Origin of the sequence: Micrococcus terreus, from assembly GCF_900116905.1 — a bacterium.
GTDB lineage: Bacteria > Actinomycetota > Actinomycetes > Actinomycetales > Micrococcaceae > Citricoccus > Citricoccus terreus.
In genome coordinates, this window is the sequence record NZ_FPCG01000013.1 from 1 (window position 1) to 15,440 (window position 15,440).

A 15,440-nucleotide genomic window follows, 5' to 3' on the forward strand; every position below is an offset into this window, starting at 1 on the left:
GGCTACGTGCTGACCTGCCAGACCCGCCCGACCTCCAAGGAACTGGTCGTCGACTTCGACGCCTGATCCACTCCTGAAGGGACTGATCCCATGATCGAGCTGACCTACACCGGCCCGGCGGACTCCGTGGCCGAGGTGACCCTGAACGCCCCGCAGAAGATGAACTCGCTGGACGAGCAGGCCCTGGCCGACCTCGCCGCCGCCTACACCGAGGCCGCGGCGAAGGCCCAGGAGGGCTCCGTGCGGGCGCTGCTGCTGCGCGGCGAGGGCCGCGGGTTCTGCGCCGGCCGGGACATCTCCCACGTCACCCCCGCCACGGACGACGCCTACGACTACCTGGCGCAGAAGGTCACCCCCGTGCTGCGGCAGATGGCCGGCTTCCCGGCACCGACCTTTGCCGCCGTGCAGGGTGCCTGCCTGGGCGTGGGTCTGGGCCTGGCGATCGCCACCGACGTGGTCTACGTGGCGGACACCGCCAAGATCGGCTCCCCCTTCGCCAACCTGGGCGCCACCCTGGACTCCGGCGGGCACGCGCTGTTCACCGAACGGCTGGGCGCCCACCGCACCCTGGACCTGATCTACACCGCGGAGCTGATGAGCGGCGACGAGGCTGTGCGCTCCGGGCTGTTCTCCCGGTCCGTTCCGGCCGATGAGCTGCTGGAGTTCACCCGGACCAAGGCCGCCGCCGCGGCCCAGGGCGCCACGCAGGCGTTCCTGGCCTCTCGCGCCCTGGTGGCCCAGGTCCGCGACGAGCGGATGGGACTGTGGGACTCGGTGGAGAAGGAGAACCGGGCCCAGGGCGATCTCTGCGGCACCGCCGACTACGCCGAGGGCTTCAAGGCCTTCCAGGAGAAGCGCAAGCCGAACTTCACCGGCCGGGGCTGAGACTCGGTCGCTGACACTCGCAGACCTGCGGTCCCTGCTGCTTGGTGGGGTCTCAGCTGTCCGCAGGCTCCATCGGCCCGGCGGCCAGGGTCACTCCACTGTGCGAGGGATCGCCGTCGTAGTGCTCGTGGGAGACGTCCACCACTGGGTACTCGGAGAGGTCCATGCCCTGCGGCACCGTGACAGTGGTGGAGGTGGTGGTGACCGTTCCCAGAGAGATCAACCGGCTGGCCTGCTCGTCCCGCAGCCACAGCTCCAGGTAGCCGTCCTCAGGGGCCGGGACTTCAGCGACCTGCACGGTCAGCGTCAGCTGGCCGTCCGCATGCCGGAACATCTCCGCCTCGCCGGTGAAGTCCGCCTGGGAGACCGGGGCAAGCTGTGCTTCCCCCGCCAGCAGCGGTTCGGGCTCACCCGGTATCTTCGGCTGGCCGAGCACGGCGGTGGCGAGCGCGGCGCCCACGGCCAACCCAGCCGCGGCAGCACCCCCGACCCACAGCCAGGTCCGTCGGCTGCCCCGGCGCGTGGCCAGGTCGGTGACCGGGGCAGGCGGCTGCTGCGTCTCAGTGCGGGTCTGCGCGGTCTCGGCTGCAATTACCGCCCAGAGTCCCGGAGGCGGGTCGGCCAGATCGGCCGTCTCCTCGACCAGATCGTCATCTGAGGTGGCAGGACGTAGGGCACTGATCACTCGGGCTGTGTCCGAGACCCACGCGTAGCAGGAGTCGCACTGCTGCAGGTGCCGGGCCGCGGGTGTCGTCGAGTCTGCCGATGCGGAGCGGTGCCCAGATTGCTGCTCGGCCAACTCGAGCACCAGGTCCTCCGTGAGGTGCTCGGACGGGCTGTACTGCTCAGACATCGCGCACCTCCAGTCGTTCACGCAGACGGGCCAGACCTCGGTGGACATGGGACTTGACGGTGCCGACCGGCATGCCCAGCCGCTCGGCGACCTCTCGGTGGGGGAGGTCCTCGGTGTAGACCAGTTTCAGGATCTCATCCGCTGGTGGTCCTAGGAGATCCAGCGCATCCGTGACGGTGAGACGGTCCACCACCGCATCGCTCAGGACAGGCTGATCCGCTCGGGACCACTCGGCGACCTCCGCCTCGGCCGCCTGCTGCTGGCGCCGTCTGCGGTCGAGGTGATCGGCGATCACGCGCCGGGTGATGCCGGTCAGCCAGGCACCGACCGGATAGGAGGGATCGAAGCTCTCCCGCGAGCGCCACGCCCGAGTGAAGACCTGCTGTGCGGCGTCCTCGGCGTCCTGCCGGTGGCGCAGTGCTGTGAGGCAGAGGGAGAAGACGAGTCGGCCGTGCGCGGCGTAGACCTCTTCCAGGGCGCCTGGATTCCCGGCGGCGAACCGCAGGGCCAGATCGTCCGAATCCACTCGCTCCCCTCCCTGTCGTTGTCCGCCGTCGCGGCCCGTCTCACGCATCCCAGCATCTGCCGATTCACGAGACCGGGTCAGCCACCACGATGATGTTGTCAGCGTAACTGCTCAGTTCAGGGATCCACTGTCCGCCGCAGGTGATCATCACCAGGTGGGCCGGTCCGTCTCGGACGAAGTAGGGCGTAAAGTCCAGCCCCTCCTTGCCGTGCCGCTCCACGGTGCGCACCGAGTAGCGGTGGGTCTGGCCGGAGGCGTCACGCACCGTCAGCTCCTCTCCCGGACGGGCGTCCCTGAGCCGGTACAGGGGACCTTCGGGGGTCTGCACGGACCCGGCGTGGGCGGCGATCACCGTGGCGCCCTGGCCGCTGTCCGGTGCGGCTCCGAACTGGTACCAGCCGGCGTCCGCCGCGTCCTCGGGGATCTCCATCTGACCGTCGGGACCGACACCGGTGGGCCGGACGGGGACCTGGGCAGCGATCCCCGGGTAGTCCAGGTGCACGGGGGCAGTCGCTTCTCGCGCCGGCGGGAGCGTGGCACGGATCACGGGTACCGAGGGCACCTCAGAGGGGGCCGAAGGCCCCGGGGAGGACGTCATCGTGGACGCCTCCCCGGGAACCGGTGCGATGGCCTGGCCATGGGCTGCGGAAGGGGACACGGCGATCCCGGAGGGTGCGCACCCGGTGATCACCCCCAGGGCCACGACCATCAGGACCGCACGCACTGCGCGTGCGCTCCCTCCGCTCCCGGACCGAGACCGGTCACGAGAGGGAGACTCAGACACGGCTGGACGCCACCTGACGACGAGCCATCAGCACTCCCCCGGCCAGCAGCGCCGCGAGGCCGCCGCCGACTGCCAGCCACAGGCCCTGCTGCTGCTCACCGGGGACCTGGGTGGTGCCGGTCGGCACGCCCTCGGGCGCTGAGTGCATGCCCTCGATGGCCTGGGTGGCCAGAGCAAGAGACCCGTCCTCGGCCGAGCCCCACGCGTAGACCACGGTGGCGGCCCCCTCGGTGACAGTGACATCCGTGGGGCCGAGCACCGGATCGGTCTCTCCGCTGACGGAAACAGCGGCCTCGATCGTGCCGGCCGGCAGCTCCAGGCTCTTCTCATCTGGGTTGGTCAGCCCCTCGATGGCGACGGCGCCGTCAGCCCAGACATCAACGGCCGGTGCAGCCGCGATGTGCCGGACGGTGAGCCTGCCCTGTCCGGCCTCCAGCATCGAGGTGTCGTTGACGAACGCGGTGGCTGTGGGCTGCCCGTCGGCGTCCAGGTGGGCCGCGGCGGTGTAGCTGGTGCCACCCTCCAGGGTCACGTCCACCGGACCGATCACCGGCTCCGAGGCGTCTGCGGCATCGGCAGCGGTAACCGCTAGCTCGTAGTCGCCTGGCGCCAGGTCCAGGGGTCCGGCGAGGTCACCGGGCGCGAAGTCGTCGAGGGTCAGGTCACCGTTGACGTAGACGTCGACCGTGAGCTCTGGAACACCGTGAAGGACCGAGAGCGAGGCCATGCCGGCGCCGTCGTCGGTGGTGGCGGCCGCCGCCGGCAGGGCGGTGGTCAACAGGGCAGCGCCACACGCGGTGGTGACTGCGGCAGAGAGGGTCTTGCGCATCAACGTCTCCTTCGACTGCGCCCGAGGTCCCGGGCGGAAGCTGTGCTCACGGATGTGCTCACATCAGGACTACCAGCGCGCAGCTGAAAAGGTTGCAGCGATCTCGGAAGCTTTTTCACGCCGTGCAAGGGTGGGGCCATGAGCGGAACGAACGGATCCAACGGATTTCTTGACCTGACCGGCATCACCACCGTGGGCGACCCGAGCGTCGCCACGGGCGAGCAGCATCACAACGCCAACGGCGGCGTGCGGGACGGGCTGGAGGAGAGCGAGAAGACCGCCACCGCCCAGCTCGCCGTCACCTACCTGAACCCGGGCCGGATCGGAGACACCCTCACGGCCACCGCCGAGGTGCGCAAGCGCGGCGGGAAGCTGGTGATGGTGGAGGGAGACGTCTCCACCCAGGACGGAGGTCCGGTGGCCCACGGGGTGGCCACGTTCACTGTGAGCCGGGACTGATCAGGCGCCTGCGCCGGCGGCCTGGTCCGGGTCCTGCACGGCCGGCGTGCGCAGAGCCAGCTCGGCCAGCACCTCAACGGCGCGGGGCAGCACAGCGTCGTCGAACACGGCCCGGGGTGAGTGGTTGCTCTCGGCCGTCTCCGGGTCCTGCCCCTCCGGCACCGCACCCAGCAGGATGTAGGCCCCGGGCACGCGCTGGAGCACCTCGGAGAAGTCCTCGCTGCCCGGCTCGGCCTCCGGAAGGTCCAGGTAGGACTCCGGCCCATACAGATCCTCGATCACTCCGCGGGCGAACTCCACCGCGGCTGGGTCGTTCACGGTGACCGGGAACTCACAGTCCGGCCGCACGTCCGCGGTCATCCCGTGGGCGGCGGCGATCCCGTGGGCCATCCGCTCCACCGCCGGGATCAGCCGCTCCCGTGACTCCGCCGAGAACGTGCGCAGGGTGATCCCCAGGGTGGCGGTGTCCGGGATGATGTTCGCCGCCGTCCCCGCGGTCAGGTGACCCACGGTGGCCACCACGGGGTCGAACGCGTCGAACTGCCGGGTCACCAGCGACTGCAGGGCCATCACCATCTCGGCCGCCACCGGCACGGGGTCCTGCGCCAGATGCGGCACCGAGCCGTGCCCGCCGTTGCCCTGCACGGTCACGATCAGGTCATCACAGCCGGCCTGGATGGGACCGGGCCGGCTGACCAGCATGCCGTGCGGGTACTTGGCGGAGTACACGTGGATCGCGTAGGCGGTGTCCACGGGCTGCCCGGCGGCCTCGAGCAGCCCCTCCTCGATCATCCGCTTCGCGCCGCCGTCGGTCTCCTCCCCCGGCTGGAACATGCCCACCACATCGGCCACAAGCTCCTCCCGGCGCTGTCCCAGCCAGGCCAGCGCGCCGTAGAGCCCGGCGGTGTGCAGGTCGTGTCCGCAGGCGTGCATGGTCCCGGGCACCTCGGGCGCATAGTCCAGCCCGGTCTCCTCGGTCACCGGCAGCGCGTCCATGTCCCCGCGCAGCAGCACCACGGGCCGGCGGGTCCCCTCCGGCACGGGGGCGCCTCCCCGCAGGACCACGACGACGGAGCTCAGCTCCCGGCCCACGGTCACCTCCAGCACGGGCTGGCCGGTGCGCGGGTCATCGCCCAGCTGCTGCTGCAGGCGGGCGAGCCGTTCCAGCACAGCCGCCTGGGTGCGGGGCAGATCCAGGTCCAGCTCAGGGTGTCCGTGCAGCTGCCGACGGAACTCGATCACGTCCCGTGCCAGGTCGGCAGGGACGTTCGGCGCCAGGGAGCTGACGGAATTGGAGTCAGAAGCAGTCGGCGGCTGGGACTGGTTCACGGTGCACCTCGGCGGACGGGACAGCCCAGGCGGTACCGGGCAGTCAGCAGATCGGACTCCTTCACGGTACGCAGGCGGACCAGAGTGAGCCACTCCACGCGGACTCGAGCGCGGAGACCTGCGACCGCGGGTGACCGACGGATAAAATGATCGTCGTTCATTTTAGGAGTATGATGTGCGTCATACTCCATCCGCGGCCAGCGGAGGACGGCGGGAAGGAGCCCTTCCCTCCCCGACACCTGAGACGGAGCATCCGATGACCGAGACCACCACTCCAACGCACGCCGGCACGGTCATGCCCCCGGAATGGGGCCCGCATGAGCTGACCTGGATGTCCTACCCCACCCCCAACGACACCTTCGGCCCCGACGGGTCCAAGACCCTGGAGCGCGCCCGGACGGCCTGGACCCGCGTGGCCCGCACCATTGCCCGCTACGAGCCGGTCCGCGTAGTAGCCCATCCCGACGACGCGCAGGACGCACGTGAACGACTCGGAGACGGCATTCAGGTCCTGACCGCGCCGCTGAACGACGCCTGGATGCGCGATGCCGGACCGTCGTTCGTCCACACCGCAGAGGGCGGGATCGCCGCTGTGGACTGGGTGTTCAACGGCTGGGGCGCCCAGTCCTGGGCGTCCTGGGACCTGGACGCCCAGCTGGGCCGGTTCGTGGCGAGCCAGGCCGGTGTCCCCGTGCTCTGCTCCGACCTGGTGAACGAGGGCGGCGGATTCCATGTGGACGGCCAGGGCACGGTCCTGCTGACCGACACCGTGCAGCTGGACCCCGATCGCAATCCTGGAGCCACCCGCGAGTCCGTGGAACAGGAGATCCATGCCCGCCTCGGCACGTCCCGGGCGATCTGGCTGCCCCGCGGGCTGACCCGCGACTACGACGGCTTCGGCACCCGTGGGCACGTGGACATCGTGGCCACCTTCGCCTCCCCGGGACACGTCCTGCTGCACAGCCAGCAGGACCCGGTACATCCCGACCATGAGGTGTCCCGGCAGCTACGCGAGGTGCTGGAGAGCGCCGTGGACGCCGCCGGGCGCCCCCTGCAGGTCACTCTGGTCCCCGCCCCCGCGGTCCTGCGGGACGAGGAGGGCTGGGTGGACTACTCCTACATCAACCACTACGTGGGCAATGGCGTGGTGGTGCTCTGCGCCTTCGACGATCCTGCGGACCAGCAGGCCGCAGCGATCCTGGCCGAAGCCTACCCGGGGCGTCAGATCGAACTGGTGGATGCCCGGGACATCTTCGCCTTCGGCGGCGGCATCCACTGCATCACCCAGCAGCAGCCCGCGCCCCTGCAGGCACTCGAGGCGACCCGAGAGAGCGCATGATGGACGTGACGGAGGCCAGCATCGCCGAGCTGAGGGCGGCCCTGGAGTCCGGACGGACCACGAGCCTCGAGCTGGTGCGCGCCTACCGCGAGCGCATCGACCGCTTCGACCGCCAGGCCGCAGGGTCCACCCACGCGGCTGACGGCGGGGTCCCGCTGAACTCGGTGGTCGTGGACAATCCCGAAGCCGAGGCCGAAGCCGAGGCATCGGACGCGCGCCGCGCTGCTGGTCAGACCCTGGGCCCCCTGGACGGGATCCCGTACACCGCCAAGGACTCGTTCCTGACCCGCGGACTGACTGCGGCGGCTGGTTCGCCGGCGTTCGGTGAGCTGGTCGCCCACCAGGATGCCTTCACCATCGAGCGGCTGCGTGACGCCGGGGCCGTGCTGATCGGGCTGACGAACATGCCGCCGATGGCCAATGGAGGCATGCAGCGTGGCCTGTACGGCCGGGCGGAGAGTCCGTACAACCCCGAGTTCCTCACCAGCGCCTTCGCCTCCGGGTCCTCCAACGGCTCGGGCACGGCCACGGCCGCCAGCTTCGCCGCGTTCGGGCTGGGCGAGGAGACCTGGTCCTCCGGGCGGGCTCCGGCCTCGTGCAACGCACTGTGCGCCTACACCCCCTCCCGGGGTGTCATCTCGGTGCGGGGGAACTGGCCGTTGGTGCCCACCATGGACGTGGTGGTCCCCCACACCCGCAGCATGGCCGATCTGCTCGAGGTCCTGGACGTGATCGTGGCCGATGACCACACCGCTCGCGGGGACTTCTGGCGCGTCCAGCCCTGGGTGCCCATCCCCCGGGCCTCCGAGGTGCGGCCGGACTCCTATCCGGCAGTGGCCCGGTCCGCTGCCGGCGCCCTGGAAGGTGTCCGCCTGGGGATCCCCCGGATGTACATCAACGCCGACCCCCAGGCCGGTACCGGCCCGGACCACACGGACCAGCCCGGGATCGGCGGGCCCATGGGCCAGCGCATCCACACCCGGGAGTCCGTCATGGACCTGTGGCACGCTGCCCGCGCCGATCTGGAGAAGGCGGGGGCCGTCGTCGTGGAGGTCGACTTCCCGGTAGTCACCCGCTACGAGGGCGACCGTCCCGGCGCACCCACGATCTCCACCCGCGGTCTGGTCTCGGCCGACTACCTGCACCATGAGATCACCGACCTCTCGGCCTGGGCCTGGGAGGACTTCCTGCAGGTCAATGCAGACCCTGCCCTGCACTCCCTGACCCAGGTGGACGGCGCACAGATCTTCCCCCACCCGGAGGGAGCCCTGCCGGACCGCTATGTGGGCTTCGACGATGACATCGCCACCTATCCGGAGCTGATTCGCCACGACGGCCTGCGGCCCCTGGAGCAGATCCCCCACCTGGCCGACGGGATCCGCGGCCTGGAGGCGACCCGCCGGGCGGACCTGGAGGACTGGATGACCGAGCTGGGACTGGACGCGGTTCTCTTCCCCGCCCTGGCCGACGTCGGGCCCGCGGATGCGGATGTGGACCCGGACTCGGCCGACCAGGCCTGGCGAAACGGGGTGTGGGTGGCCAACGGCAACCTCGTCCCGCGCCACCTGGGCATCCCCACGGTGACCGTGCCGATGGGCACCATGGCAGACCTCGGCATGCCCGTGGGGCTGACCTTCGCCGGGCGGGCCTATGAGGACACCCTGTTGCTGCGCCTCGCCGCGGCCTTCGAGGCCACCGGGAACGACGACGGCCGGCCAGGCAGGCGCACCGCGCCGGCTCGCACCAGCGGGAGCTGAGTGCTGGACCGAGCGGTCCGCGCAGAGAAGGGGAGCAGTGCCGGATCGGCACTGCTCCCCTTCTCTGCGCGCCCCGGGGTGAGGCGCGGGCTGACCTCAGACCGTCAGCATGCTCGAGGTGTCGTCCGAGACGGAGTCCTCACGGCGCAGGGTCTCTCCGAGGAAGAACCCCGGGTGGCGCAGCCGGGTCCAGACCATCAGGACCACGCCGAGCACCAGCACGCCCATGCCGAGCACGAACACCATGCCCAGTCCGCCGATCGAGGAGCCCGAACCGTAGTCCGGGTCCATGGAGTCGAACGCGGTGATGAAGAACATGACCATCAGCACCAGTCCGCCGATCAGCGGGAACAGGAAGCGGAACAGCGTGGTGCGCACGGAGACGAACAGCTCCCGGCGGAAGTACCAGACGCAGGCCAGCGCGGTGACCCCGTAGTAGAAGCAGATCATCAGGCCCAGTGCCGTGATGGTGTCCCACAGGGCGTTCTCGGAGAGCAGCCGGGTGATGGTGTAGAAGCCGGCGGCGGCCAGCGCGGAGGCGATCGTGGCCACACCCGGGGACTTGAAGCGCGGGCTGATCTTGGCGAACACCGGAGGCAGCGCCCGGTAGTACCCCATCGCCAGCAGGGTGCGCGCCGGTGAGACCATGGTGGACTGCAGCGAGGCGAAGGAGCTGGAGAGGATCGCGATGGACATCAGCAGCGCGAACGGCCCCATGACCGGCCCGGCCAGCACCGCGAAGAGGGACTCCTGGTTGTCCGGGTTGCCCGCACCCAGCCCGTCCGCACCCACGCCGGCCCAGGCGATGATGGCCAGGGCGGAGAGCACGTAGACGGCGATGATCACCAGCACCGTGATGGTGGCGGCACGGCCGGGCGTCTTCTCCGGGTCTTTGGTCTCCTCGTTCATGGTCAGGGTCACGTCCCATCCCCAGAACATGAAGATAGACAGGGAGATGCCGGCGGCCAGGATGGAGAAGTCGGAGATCTCCAGGGGGTTGAACCAGGAGGGCTGGATGGGGGTGACGTCGAACCCGCCGCCGGAGTAGGCCTGGACCAGCGCGGCCACGGCGAACCCGCCGAGCACCAGCAGCTGGAAGCCCACCAGCACGTACTGCACCTTCTGGGTGGACTCCAGTCCCCGGTAGGAGATGTACGCCGCCACCGCGATGAACACCAGCGTGGTGGGGATGTTGACCCACAGGTTGGTGGTCAGCTCCGCCAGGGACGCGTTGCCGGTGATCTGGGCCAGCAACAGGTAGAAGAAGTCCACCGCCACCGCCGCCAGGTTGGACAGCACGATCACCGTGGCGGCGATCAGCCCCCAGCCGCCCATCCAGCCCACATAGGGACCGAAGGCCTTGGTGGCCCAGGTGAAGGAGGTGCCCGAGTCCGGGACCCGGTTGTTCAGCTCGCGGTAGCCGAACGCCACCAGCAGCATGGGGATGAAGCCCAGCAGCAGGATGGCCGGGACATACTGCCCCACCTCGGCGATGGTGGGTCCCAGTCCGGAGGTCAGGGTGTAGGCGGGGGCGATGCAGCTGATGCCGATCACCACGGCGCCGAGCAGACCCACCCGGCCGGTGGTCAGCCCCTTGGCGGAAGTGCCCGCGGCGGACTGGGTCGCTGCGCGGCCTGGAGTGGCGGGAGTGCGGTCGGTCATGGGGTCTTCTCTTCTGCAGGGCCCGCCTCAGCGGTGTGGGTGGACAGGCCGGTGTAGCCCGCGGGGACCACGACCATGGGGACGGGGATGCTGCGCAGCATCTTGGCGGCGGTGCTGCCCAGGAACAGTCGGCCGCGGGCGGCCATCCGAGATGACCCGACGACGGCCACCTCCTCGGCCTCCCAGTCCAGTTCGTCCATGGCATAGTCCACGGTCTTGCCGGTCACCACCTGGGTGGAGGCGGTCCCGGCCTCCACCATCTCCTGGGCGGTCTCACCCAACCGCTCGTTGCCGTACCGGGTGACGGACTGGAGGACGCCCAGGTTCATCGCCCGGGTGCTGTCATCGAGCTGCTCCTCGTCCTGGTTCCCCACCAGCAGGAGGGAGACCAGACGCAGTCCGGCCGAGCGGCGCCGAGCCGCCTGCACGGACAGGCCGATCACGTCCACGGCACCGGGCTTGGGGCCGAACATGCAGGTGATGCGGCTGATCGGCCCGGACTGGCGGTAGCCGTGCGGGGCCAGGGCCACCGGGACCGGGGAGGAGTGCAGCAGGGCGGCGGCCACCGAGCCCACGCGGTAGCGGCGCAGCACCCCGCCCTCACGTGCGCCCACCACGATCATGAAGCAGTCCAGCTCCTCCGCGGCCTGGATCAGACCCTCGGCTTCGGACTCACCACGGACCACCTGACCCACGGCGGCGACGTCGTCGGGAATCATCTCCAGGGCACCCTGCAGCCACTGCCCCAGCTGCTCCTCCAGGATGGAGGCGTACCCCCGGTCGTGCGGGTAGACCCCGGCATAGGGCCCGTCCTGGGGTGCCACCACGGCCACCTGCAGCTCGATGTCCTGACCGCGGGCCAGGGCGATCGCCAGGTTCAGGGCATCTCGCCCGTAGTCGGTGGCCACATAGCCCACCAGGATTCTGCGCGTCATGCTCAGCCCCTCTCGATGATCCGCTGCGCGGCGATCTCGCCCTGCCGGATGGCGCCGTCCACGTGCTGGTATCCCTCGGCGGCGATGTCCGAGCAGGCGTAGTGGATGGGTCCGGTGGGCTGGTTCTGCAGGTGGCCCCAGCGGGAGAGCCCGCCGAGGTCGTAGCTGGTGGCGTACGCGCCTCGGGTCCACTCCTCGGCGGCCATGTCCGAGAGGTAGAAGGCGATCGGCTCCATGGTCTTCGGGCCCAGGTAGTCGGCCATGGCCGAGAGGATCGCGTGCTGGCGCTCCTGCGGCGAGAGCTTCCACATCTGCTCGGCGTAGACGTCCGAGACGAAGCCCACCAGGGTGCCGAACGGGTCCTCCTGACCGGCCTGCCCGCCGGCGAAGTTGGCACCGTAGTTGGTGTTGTCGTAGACCTCCTGCACCAGACGGCCGCCGCCGAACCCGGTGCCGGACAGGCCCTCCTCGCGCCAGAACGGGGTCTCGTAGACGGCGTGGACCTTGATGACCAGGCCCATGGAGAGATGCTGGTGGACGATCTGCTGCTCGCGCGGCAGCGGCGGGACATAGGAGATGCGCTCGTACAGGTTCGGCGGGACGGCCAGCACGGCGTAGCGGGCGCGCACCACGGCACGATCGGAGCAGGCGGTGACGGAGCCGGGTCCGCCGTCGTTGTCCACACCGTTGCGCACGTCTGCGGGGACGTGGTTGAGCGGGTCCGCCGTGGACTCATCCGGGGTGGCCCATTCCAGGGTGCGGACCGGGGAGTCCAGGATGACGTCCTCGCCCAGCTCCTCGGCGAGCTTCAGGGAGACCGACTGCATGCCGCCCTCCACGCGGCGGTCCAGGATGAAGTCCTCGTCCACCAGGTTGGAGAAGGACCCGGCGGAGGCGGCCATCAGCACGGCCTGCAGGGTGGAGAAGGTGTGCGAGGGCTTGGTGAGCATGCCGGAGGCCACGTAGATGGAGACGTTGTCGATCGCCTCCTGGTCGTCCGACTGCTGCTTGAGCCACTCACGGAAGGAGATGGCGTCCAGCTCGGCGGCCTTCGGGTGGGCCCAGGGCTCCTCCGCTCCGATCTCCGCGGCGAGCTGGTCCAGGGTGGCGATCAGCTGGTCCATCTCGGCCTGGGTCTTCTCCGAGGCGGGGAAGGTGGTGCCCTCATACTCGTGACGGGTGCCGTCCGGGGAGACGTAGATGGAGGTGCCCTCGCGGTAGCGGGGGAAGGTCTCCAGGCCGAGCTCGTCCACCAGCTCGATCAGCCGGGTCTGATCCGGGGAGATCCACTGGCCGCCGATCTCGATGAAGTGCTCACGGCCCTGGGCGTCGGCCACCTTGCCGTTCCAGGTACGGCCGCCCACGCGCGGGCGGGCCTCGAGCACGGCCACGCTGCGGCCGGCCTTCTTCAGGGTGCGCGCGGCCATCAGGCCGGCAGGTCCGGCACCGATCACGACGACGTCACGCTCGATCTCCAGGCGGTCACCGGCTGAGGCGGGGGTGGGGTTCTGCGACATGGTGAGGACAGCTCCTGTGGAAGGGATTCTGCGGCGCCCGTAAATGAACGCCATTCATATAGTGCTGGCGGTCACTATACTCGGAACATCACCCCCGCGAAAGGACCCGTCATCACTTCCCCCGCAGCACCGCCCACCCGCTCGAAGGGACGCCCCGCGAACCCCCTGGTCACCCGGGAGCGGATCGCCGAGGCCGCCCTGGACCTGGTGGTGGAGCACGGGTACGACCGGCTGACCATGGCCGGAGTGGCCCGGCGGATCGGAGTGTCACCGAGCGCGCTGTACAACCACGTGGACGGCAAGTCCGCCCTGCTGGCCGTGCTGCAGGACGCGGTGATGGGACTGGTGGACGTGGATCCCCTGCATGCCGCCGTGCGCGGTGAGGTGCCCGTGGCCGAAGCCATGCGCGCGTGGGCCCGGTCCTACCGAGAGGTGTTCGCCCGGCATACGCCATTGATCCCGGTGATCGCCACGCTCCCGGTGGCCGGTGCACCCGCCACCCAGGCCATGTACGACGCCGTGGCCGCCGCCCTGCGCACCGGGGGTGTGCCGGACGGGCAGATCATGCCCCGGGTGATCGCCTGCGAGTCCTTCATCTACGGCTCCGCGTTCGACGTCCACGCCCCAGCCCACCTGTTCGAGACCGTCCCGGGCGACGCCGAGCTGCCGGCCTTCGCCGCAGCGTCGGCGTCGTTCCGCGCGGCAGCGGGTGGGGCGGGCGCCGGTGCCGGTGCCGGTGCCGGTGCCGGTGCAGATGCTGACGGTGGTGCTGCCGCGGACGCCCCGCCGAACCCCTATGCCGACGCACCCTTCGAGCACGGCCTGGACCTGCTGCTCGCCGGGCTCTGAACTGCGCCGAACCGTCTGCCCCCCTCGGACGGAATGCTGTTGCACGCTTTGTCTCCCCGCGCGGATGTGTTGCACGAGTTGTCGAGAAACCCGCTCTCCAACGACAGGTGGTGCAACAGGGTTCGAAAAACCGCCCAGGAGTGTAACTCAGCGGCAGATGCGGCCACCTGGTTCAGCTTGGATGCACACCCAGACCGCTCTCCCACCCTTGAGGTGCGCCGCACAGGAGGCCTACGGTTCTGGCACTCCACAGAACCGTCTGTGGAGGCTCCCACGAACCGAGGTCCGTCATGACCACCGAACGCACCGCCCTGCCGCCCGTCGTGGACGCCGAGACCTGGCGGCGTGAGCTCGACGCCCTGCGCGTGCGGGAGAAGGCCGCCACGCGCGAGCTGGACGCGATCGCCGCCCAGCGCCGCCGCCTGCCCATGGTCGCCTTGCCGGACTACACCCTGGAGTCCGCCGACGGCCCCGTCCGCCTTCTCGACCTTTTCGAGGGCCGCTCCCAGCTGATCACCTACCACCACATGTGGTCCCCGGACTCCGAGTGGCAGTGCGGCGGCTGCACGTACTTCAGCAGCCAGTTCACCCGGCTGGACTTCCTGGACCGCTACGACGCCCGGTTCGTGATCGTCACCCAGGGTCCGCTCCACGACGCCCTGGCCTACCGGAAGAGGGTCGGCAATCAGATGGAGTGGTACTCCACCGCAAACAGTCCGTTCGGTGCGGACGTGGACGCCCCAGCAGGCGGCGAGTTCGCTCTGAACGTGTTCCTGCGGGACGGGGACACCGTCCACCGCACCTGGACCACCGGCAGCCGGGGCCTGGAGCAGGTCTCCCACATCTTCCCGCTGATCGACCTGCTCCCCTGGGGCCGGCAGGAGCTCTGGCAGGACGTCCCGGAGGGCTGGCCGCAGTCAGAGACCTACTCCCGGTGGCTGGAGTCCGCGGACGTTGCCGCACTCTACGGACGGGCCCCAGCCTGACCCCGACCAGCCCCGACTCACAGCGGCTGGATCCACGCCCCATGCGGTCCCACCAGGGCGGTGGGCTCTCCGTCCACGGACTGCACGAAGAACGGCTCCGTCATCTCTGCGGCCGCCTCCGCTGCCCCGCGGTGCACGTCCGGCAGGACGTTGACCCCCTCCTGGCTCACCCAGTGACCCGGCAGCTCCCGCAGCGTGTCCGCCAGAGCCAGCCGGGCGTCGTCGGGAAGGTAGGCCAGGACCGCGGTGTGGAAGACCACCAGTGTGAGGTCTCCCGGCACCTGCTCCACCAGTCGGTGCAGCGCGGGCACCCCCGGCTCGGACAGGTCTCCGGGCAGGATGCGCGGCTTCACCTGTGCGGCGAGGGCACCGGCCTGCCGCAGCCGGGCTCGGCGTTCGTGGTGCTCGGGCCAGACGAGGGTCTGCAGCCACGCGGTGGTGTCCGGGTCGGCGGCGTCCAGGGGGTTCAGGTCCAGTCCGGCGCGCCAGGCCACCGGCGGGATTCCCGACGGCGGCCCCAGCCATCCGCGGTCAGGCTCGGCTGAGGTGGTGGTCCAGTCGCCGCGGAGCTCGCAGTCCAGGACGGGCGGCTCCAGGCCGGGGAGGGAGACGGTGGCGGAGATGTCCGTGGTGCGGTCCGCGCCCGTGGCTCCGAAGGCATCCGTCCGGTACCGGTAGGCGTAGTGGTCCGGCAGCAGGCAGAGCCCGGCGGCGGCGCCGAACACCAGGT

General features: G+C 70.2%; 15 protein-coding genes. 6 read left to right on the forward strand and 9 right to left on the reverse strand.

The genetic code is table 11. The features are described 5' to 3' along the window. Window positions 1-90 precede the first annotated feature (90 nt). Window positions 91-885, forward strand: coding sequence for an enoyl-CoA hydratase/isomerase family protein (locus tag BM355_RS12715; RefSeq protein WP_091699248.1), 795 nt, complete (start codon window positions 91-93; stop codon window positions 883-885). Between the two features lie 52 nt (window positions 886-937). On the opposite strand, the gene BM355_RS12720 is transcribed toward BM355_RS12715, so the two are convergent. The 4 genes from BM355_RS12720 to BM355_RS12735 form a co-directional block, all read right to left on the reverse strand. Next, window positions 938-1,738 (reverse strand): anti-sigma factor, encoded by an 801-nt coding sequence (locus tag BM355_RS12720; protein WP_177227957.1) that lies wholly within the window; start codon window positions 1,736-1,738, stop codon window positions 938-940. Further along, entirely contained in the window at window positions 1,731-2,264 is a 534-nt protein-coding gene (locus BM355_RS12725; protein ID WP_245760816.1) for an RNA polymerase sigma factor, read from the reverse strand. Before BM355_RS12725 ends, BM355_RS12720 begins: the two co-directional genes overlap by 8 nt. Window positions 2,265-2,328: 64 nt before the next feature. Beyond that, window positions 2,329-2,766 carry a class F sortase gene (locus BM355_RS12730; RefSeq protein WP_177227958.1) on the reverse strand — a complete coding sequence of 146 codons (438 nt, stop codon included), beginning with the start codon at window positions 2,764-2,766 and terminating at the stop codon, window positions 2,329-2,331. A gap of 274 nt (window positions 2,767-3,040) precedes the next feature. Then, window positions 3,041-3,877 carry a DUF4397 domain-containing protein gene (locus tag BM355_RS12735; RefSeq protein WP_091699257.1) on the reverse strand — a complete coding sequence of 279 codons (837 nt, stop codon included), beginning with the start codon at window positions 3,875-3,877 and terminating at the stop codon, window positions 3,041-3,043. Between the two features lie 138 nt (window positions 3,878-4,015). Here BM355_RS12735 and BM355_RS12740 point away from each other — a divergent pair, with 138 nt between their 5' ends. Continuing rightward, entirely contained in the window at window positions 4,016-4,336 is a 321-nt protein-coding gene (locus tag BM355_RS12740) for a PaaI family thioesterase (protein WP_091699260.1), read from the forward strand. Here the strand turns inward: BM355_RS12740 and BM355_RS12745 are convergent, their stop codons facing one another. After that, on the reverse strand, window positions 4,337-5,665 hold the full coding sequence (locus BM355_RS12745; protein WP_091699262.1) for a M20 metallopeptidase family protein: 1,329 nt from the start codon (window positions 5,663-5,665) through the stop codon (window positions 4,337-4,339). It abuts the gene before it with no gap. 256 nt (window positions 5,666-5,921) lie between these two features. Between BM355_RS12745 and BM355_RS12750 the strand changes: the two genes are divergently transcribed. Then, window positions 5,922-7,004 carry an agmatine deiminase family protein gene (locus tag BM355_RS12750; protein WP_245760817.1) on the forward strand — a complete coding sequence of 361 codons (1,083 nt, stop codon included), beginning with the start codon at window positions 5,922-5,924 and terminating at the stop codon, window positions 7,002-7,004. Continuing rightward, entirely contained in the window at window positions 7,001-8,761 is a 1,761-nt protein-coding gene (locus BM355_RS12755) for an amidase (RefSeq protein WP_091699264.1), read from the forward strand. Before BM355_RS12750 ends, BM355_RS12755 begins: the two co-directional genes overlap by 4 nt. Window positions 8,762-8,857: 96 nt before the next feature. Here BM355_RS12755 and BM355_RS12760 read toward each other — a convergent pair whose 3' ends face one another. The 3 genes from BM355_RS12760 to BM355_RS12770 are packed head-to-tail and all read right to left on the reverse strand — an operon-like array spanning window position 8,858 to window position 12,875. Further along, window positions 8,858-10,423, reverse strand: coding sequence for an APC family permease (locus tag BM355_RS12760; RefSeq protein ID WP_091699267.1), 1,566 nt, complete (start codon window positions 10,421-10,423; stop codon window positions 8,858-8,860). Then, on the reverse strand, window positions 10,420-11,358 hold the full coding sequence (locus BM355_RS12765) for a universal stress protein (RefSeq protein ID WP_091699270.1): 939 nt from the start codon (window positions 11,356-11,358) through the stop codon (window positions 10,420-10,422). The genes BM355_RS12760 and BM355_RS12765 overlap by 4 nt, the downstream gene beginning before the upstream one ends. A gap of 2 nt (window positions 11,359-11,360) precedes the next feature. After that, window positions 11,361-12,875 (reverse strand): flavin monoamine oxidase family protein, encoded by a 1,515-nt coding sequence (locus BM355_RS12770; RefSeq protein WP_091699273.1) that lies wholly within the window; start codon window positions 12,873-12,875, stop codon window positions 11,361-11,363. Between the two features lie 183 nt (window positions 12,876-13,058). Here BM355_RS12770 and BM355_RS12775 point away from each other — a divergent pair, with 183 nt between their 5' ends. Together BM355_RS12775 and BM355_RS12780 are read left to right on the forward strand one after the other, a co-directional pair. Beyond that, complete coding sequence (locus tag BM355_RS12775) at window positions 13,059-13,724, forward strand: TetR/AcrR family transcriptional regulator (protein WP_281247585.1); 666 nt, start codon at window positions 13,059-13,061, stop codon at window positions 13,722-13,724. Between the two features lie 290 nt (window positions 13,725-14,014). Next, a complete protein-coding gene (locus BM355_RS12780; protein WP_091699278.1) occupies window positions 14,015-14,710 on the forward strand; it encodes a DUF899 domain-containing protein in 696 nt (231 codons plus the stop codon). A 17-nt stretch (window positions 14,711-14,727) separates the two neighbouring features. On the opposite strand, the gene BM355_RS12785 is transcribed toward BM355_RS12780, so the two are convergent. Next, on the reverse strand, window positions 14,728-15,435 hold the full coding sequence (locus BM355_RS12785) for a DUF2332 family protein (protein ID WP_245760819.1): 708 nt from the start codon (window positions 15,433-15,435) through the stop codon (window positions 14,728-14,730). Window positions 15,436-15,440 lie beyond the last annotated feature (5 nt).

What these genes read in the sequence shown, in the direction of transcription:
- BM355_RS12715 (WP_091699248.1), top strand. Translation starts at nt 91, where the DNA reads ATGATCGAGCTGACCTACACCGGCCCGGCGGACTCCGTGGCCGAGGTG.
- BM355_RS12720 (WP_177227957.1), bottom strand. Translation starts at nt 1,738, where the DNA reads ATGTCTGAGCAGTACAGCCCGTCCGAGCACCTCACGGAGGACCTGGTG.
- BM355_RS12735 (WP_091699257.1), bottom strand. Translation starts at nt 3,877, where the DNA reads ATGCGCAAGACCCTCTCTGCCGCAGTCACCACCGCGTGTGGCGCTGCC.
- BM355_RS12740 (WP_091699260.1), top strand. Translation starts at nt 4,016, where the DNA reads ATGAGCGGAACGAACGGATCCAACGGATTTCTTGACCTGACCGGCATC.
- BM355_RS12750 (WP_245760817.1), top strand. Translation starts at nt 5,922, where the DNA reads ATGACCGAGACCACCACTCCAACGCACGCCGGCACGGTCATGCCCCCG.
- BM355_RS12755 (WP_091699264.1), top strand. Translation starts at nt 7,001, where the DNA reads ATGATGGACGTGACGGAGGCCAGCATCGCCGAGCTGAGGGCGGCCCTG.
- BM355_RS12760 (WP_091699267.1), bottom strand. Translation starts at nt 10,423, where the DNA reads ATGACCGACCGCACTCCCGCCACTCCAGGCCGCGCAGCGACCCAGTCC.
- BM355_RS12765 (WP_091699270.1), bottom strand. Translation starts at nt 11,358, where the DNA reads ATGACGCGCAGAATCCTGGTGGGCTATGTGGCCACCGACTACGGGCGA.
- BM355_RS12770 (WP_091699273.1), bottom strand. Translation starts at nt 12,875, where the DNA reads ATGTCGCAGAACCCCACCCCCGCCTCAGCCGGTGACCGCCTGGAGATC.
- BM355_RS12780 (WP_091699278.1), top strand. Translation starts at nt 14,015, where the DNA reads ATGACCACCGAACGCACCGCCCTGCCGCCCGTCGTGGACGCCGAGACC.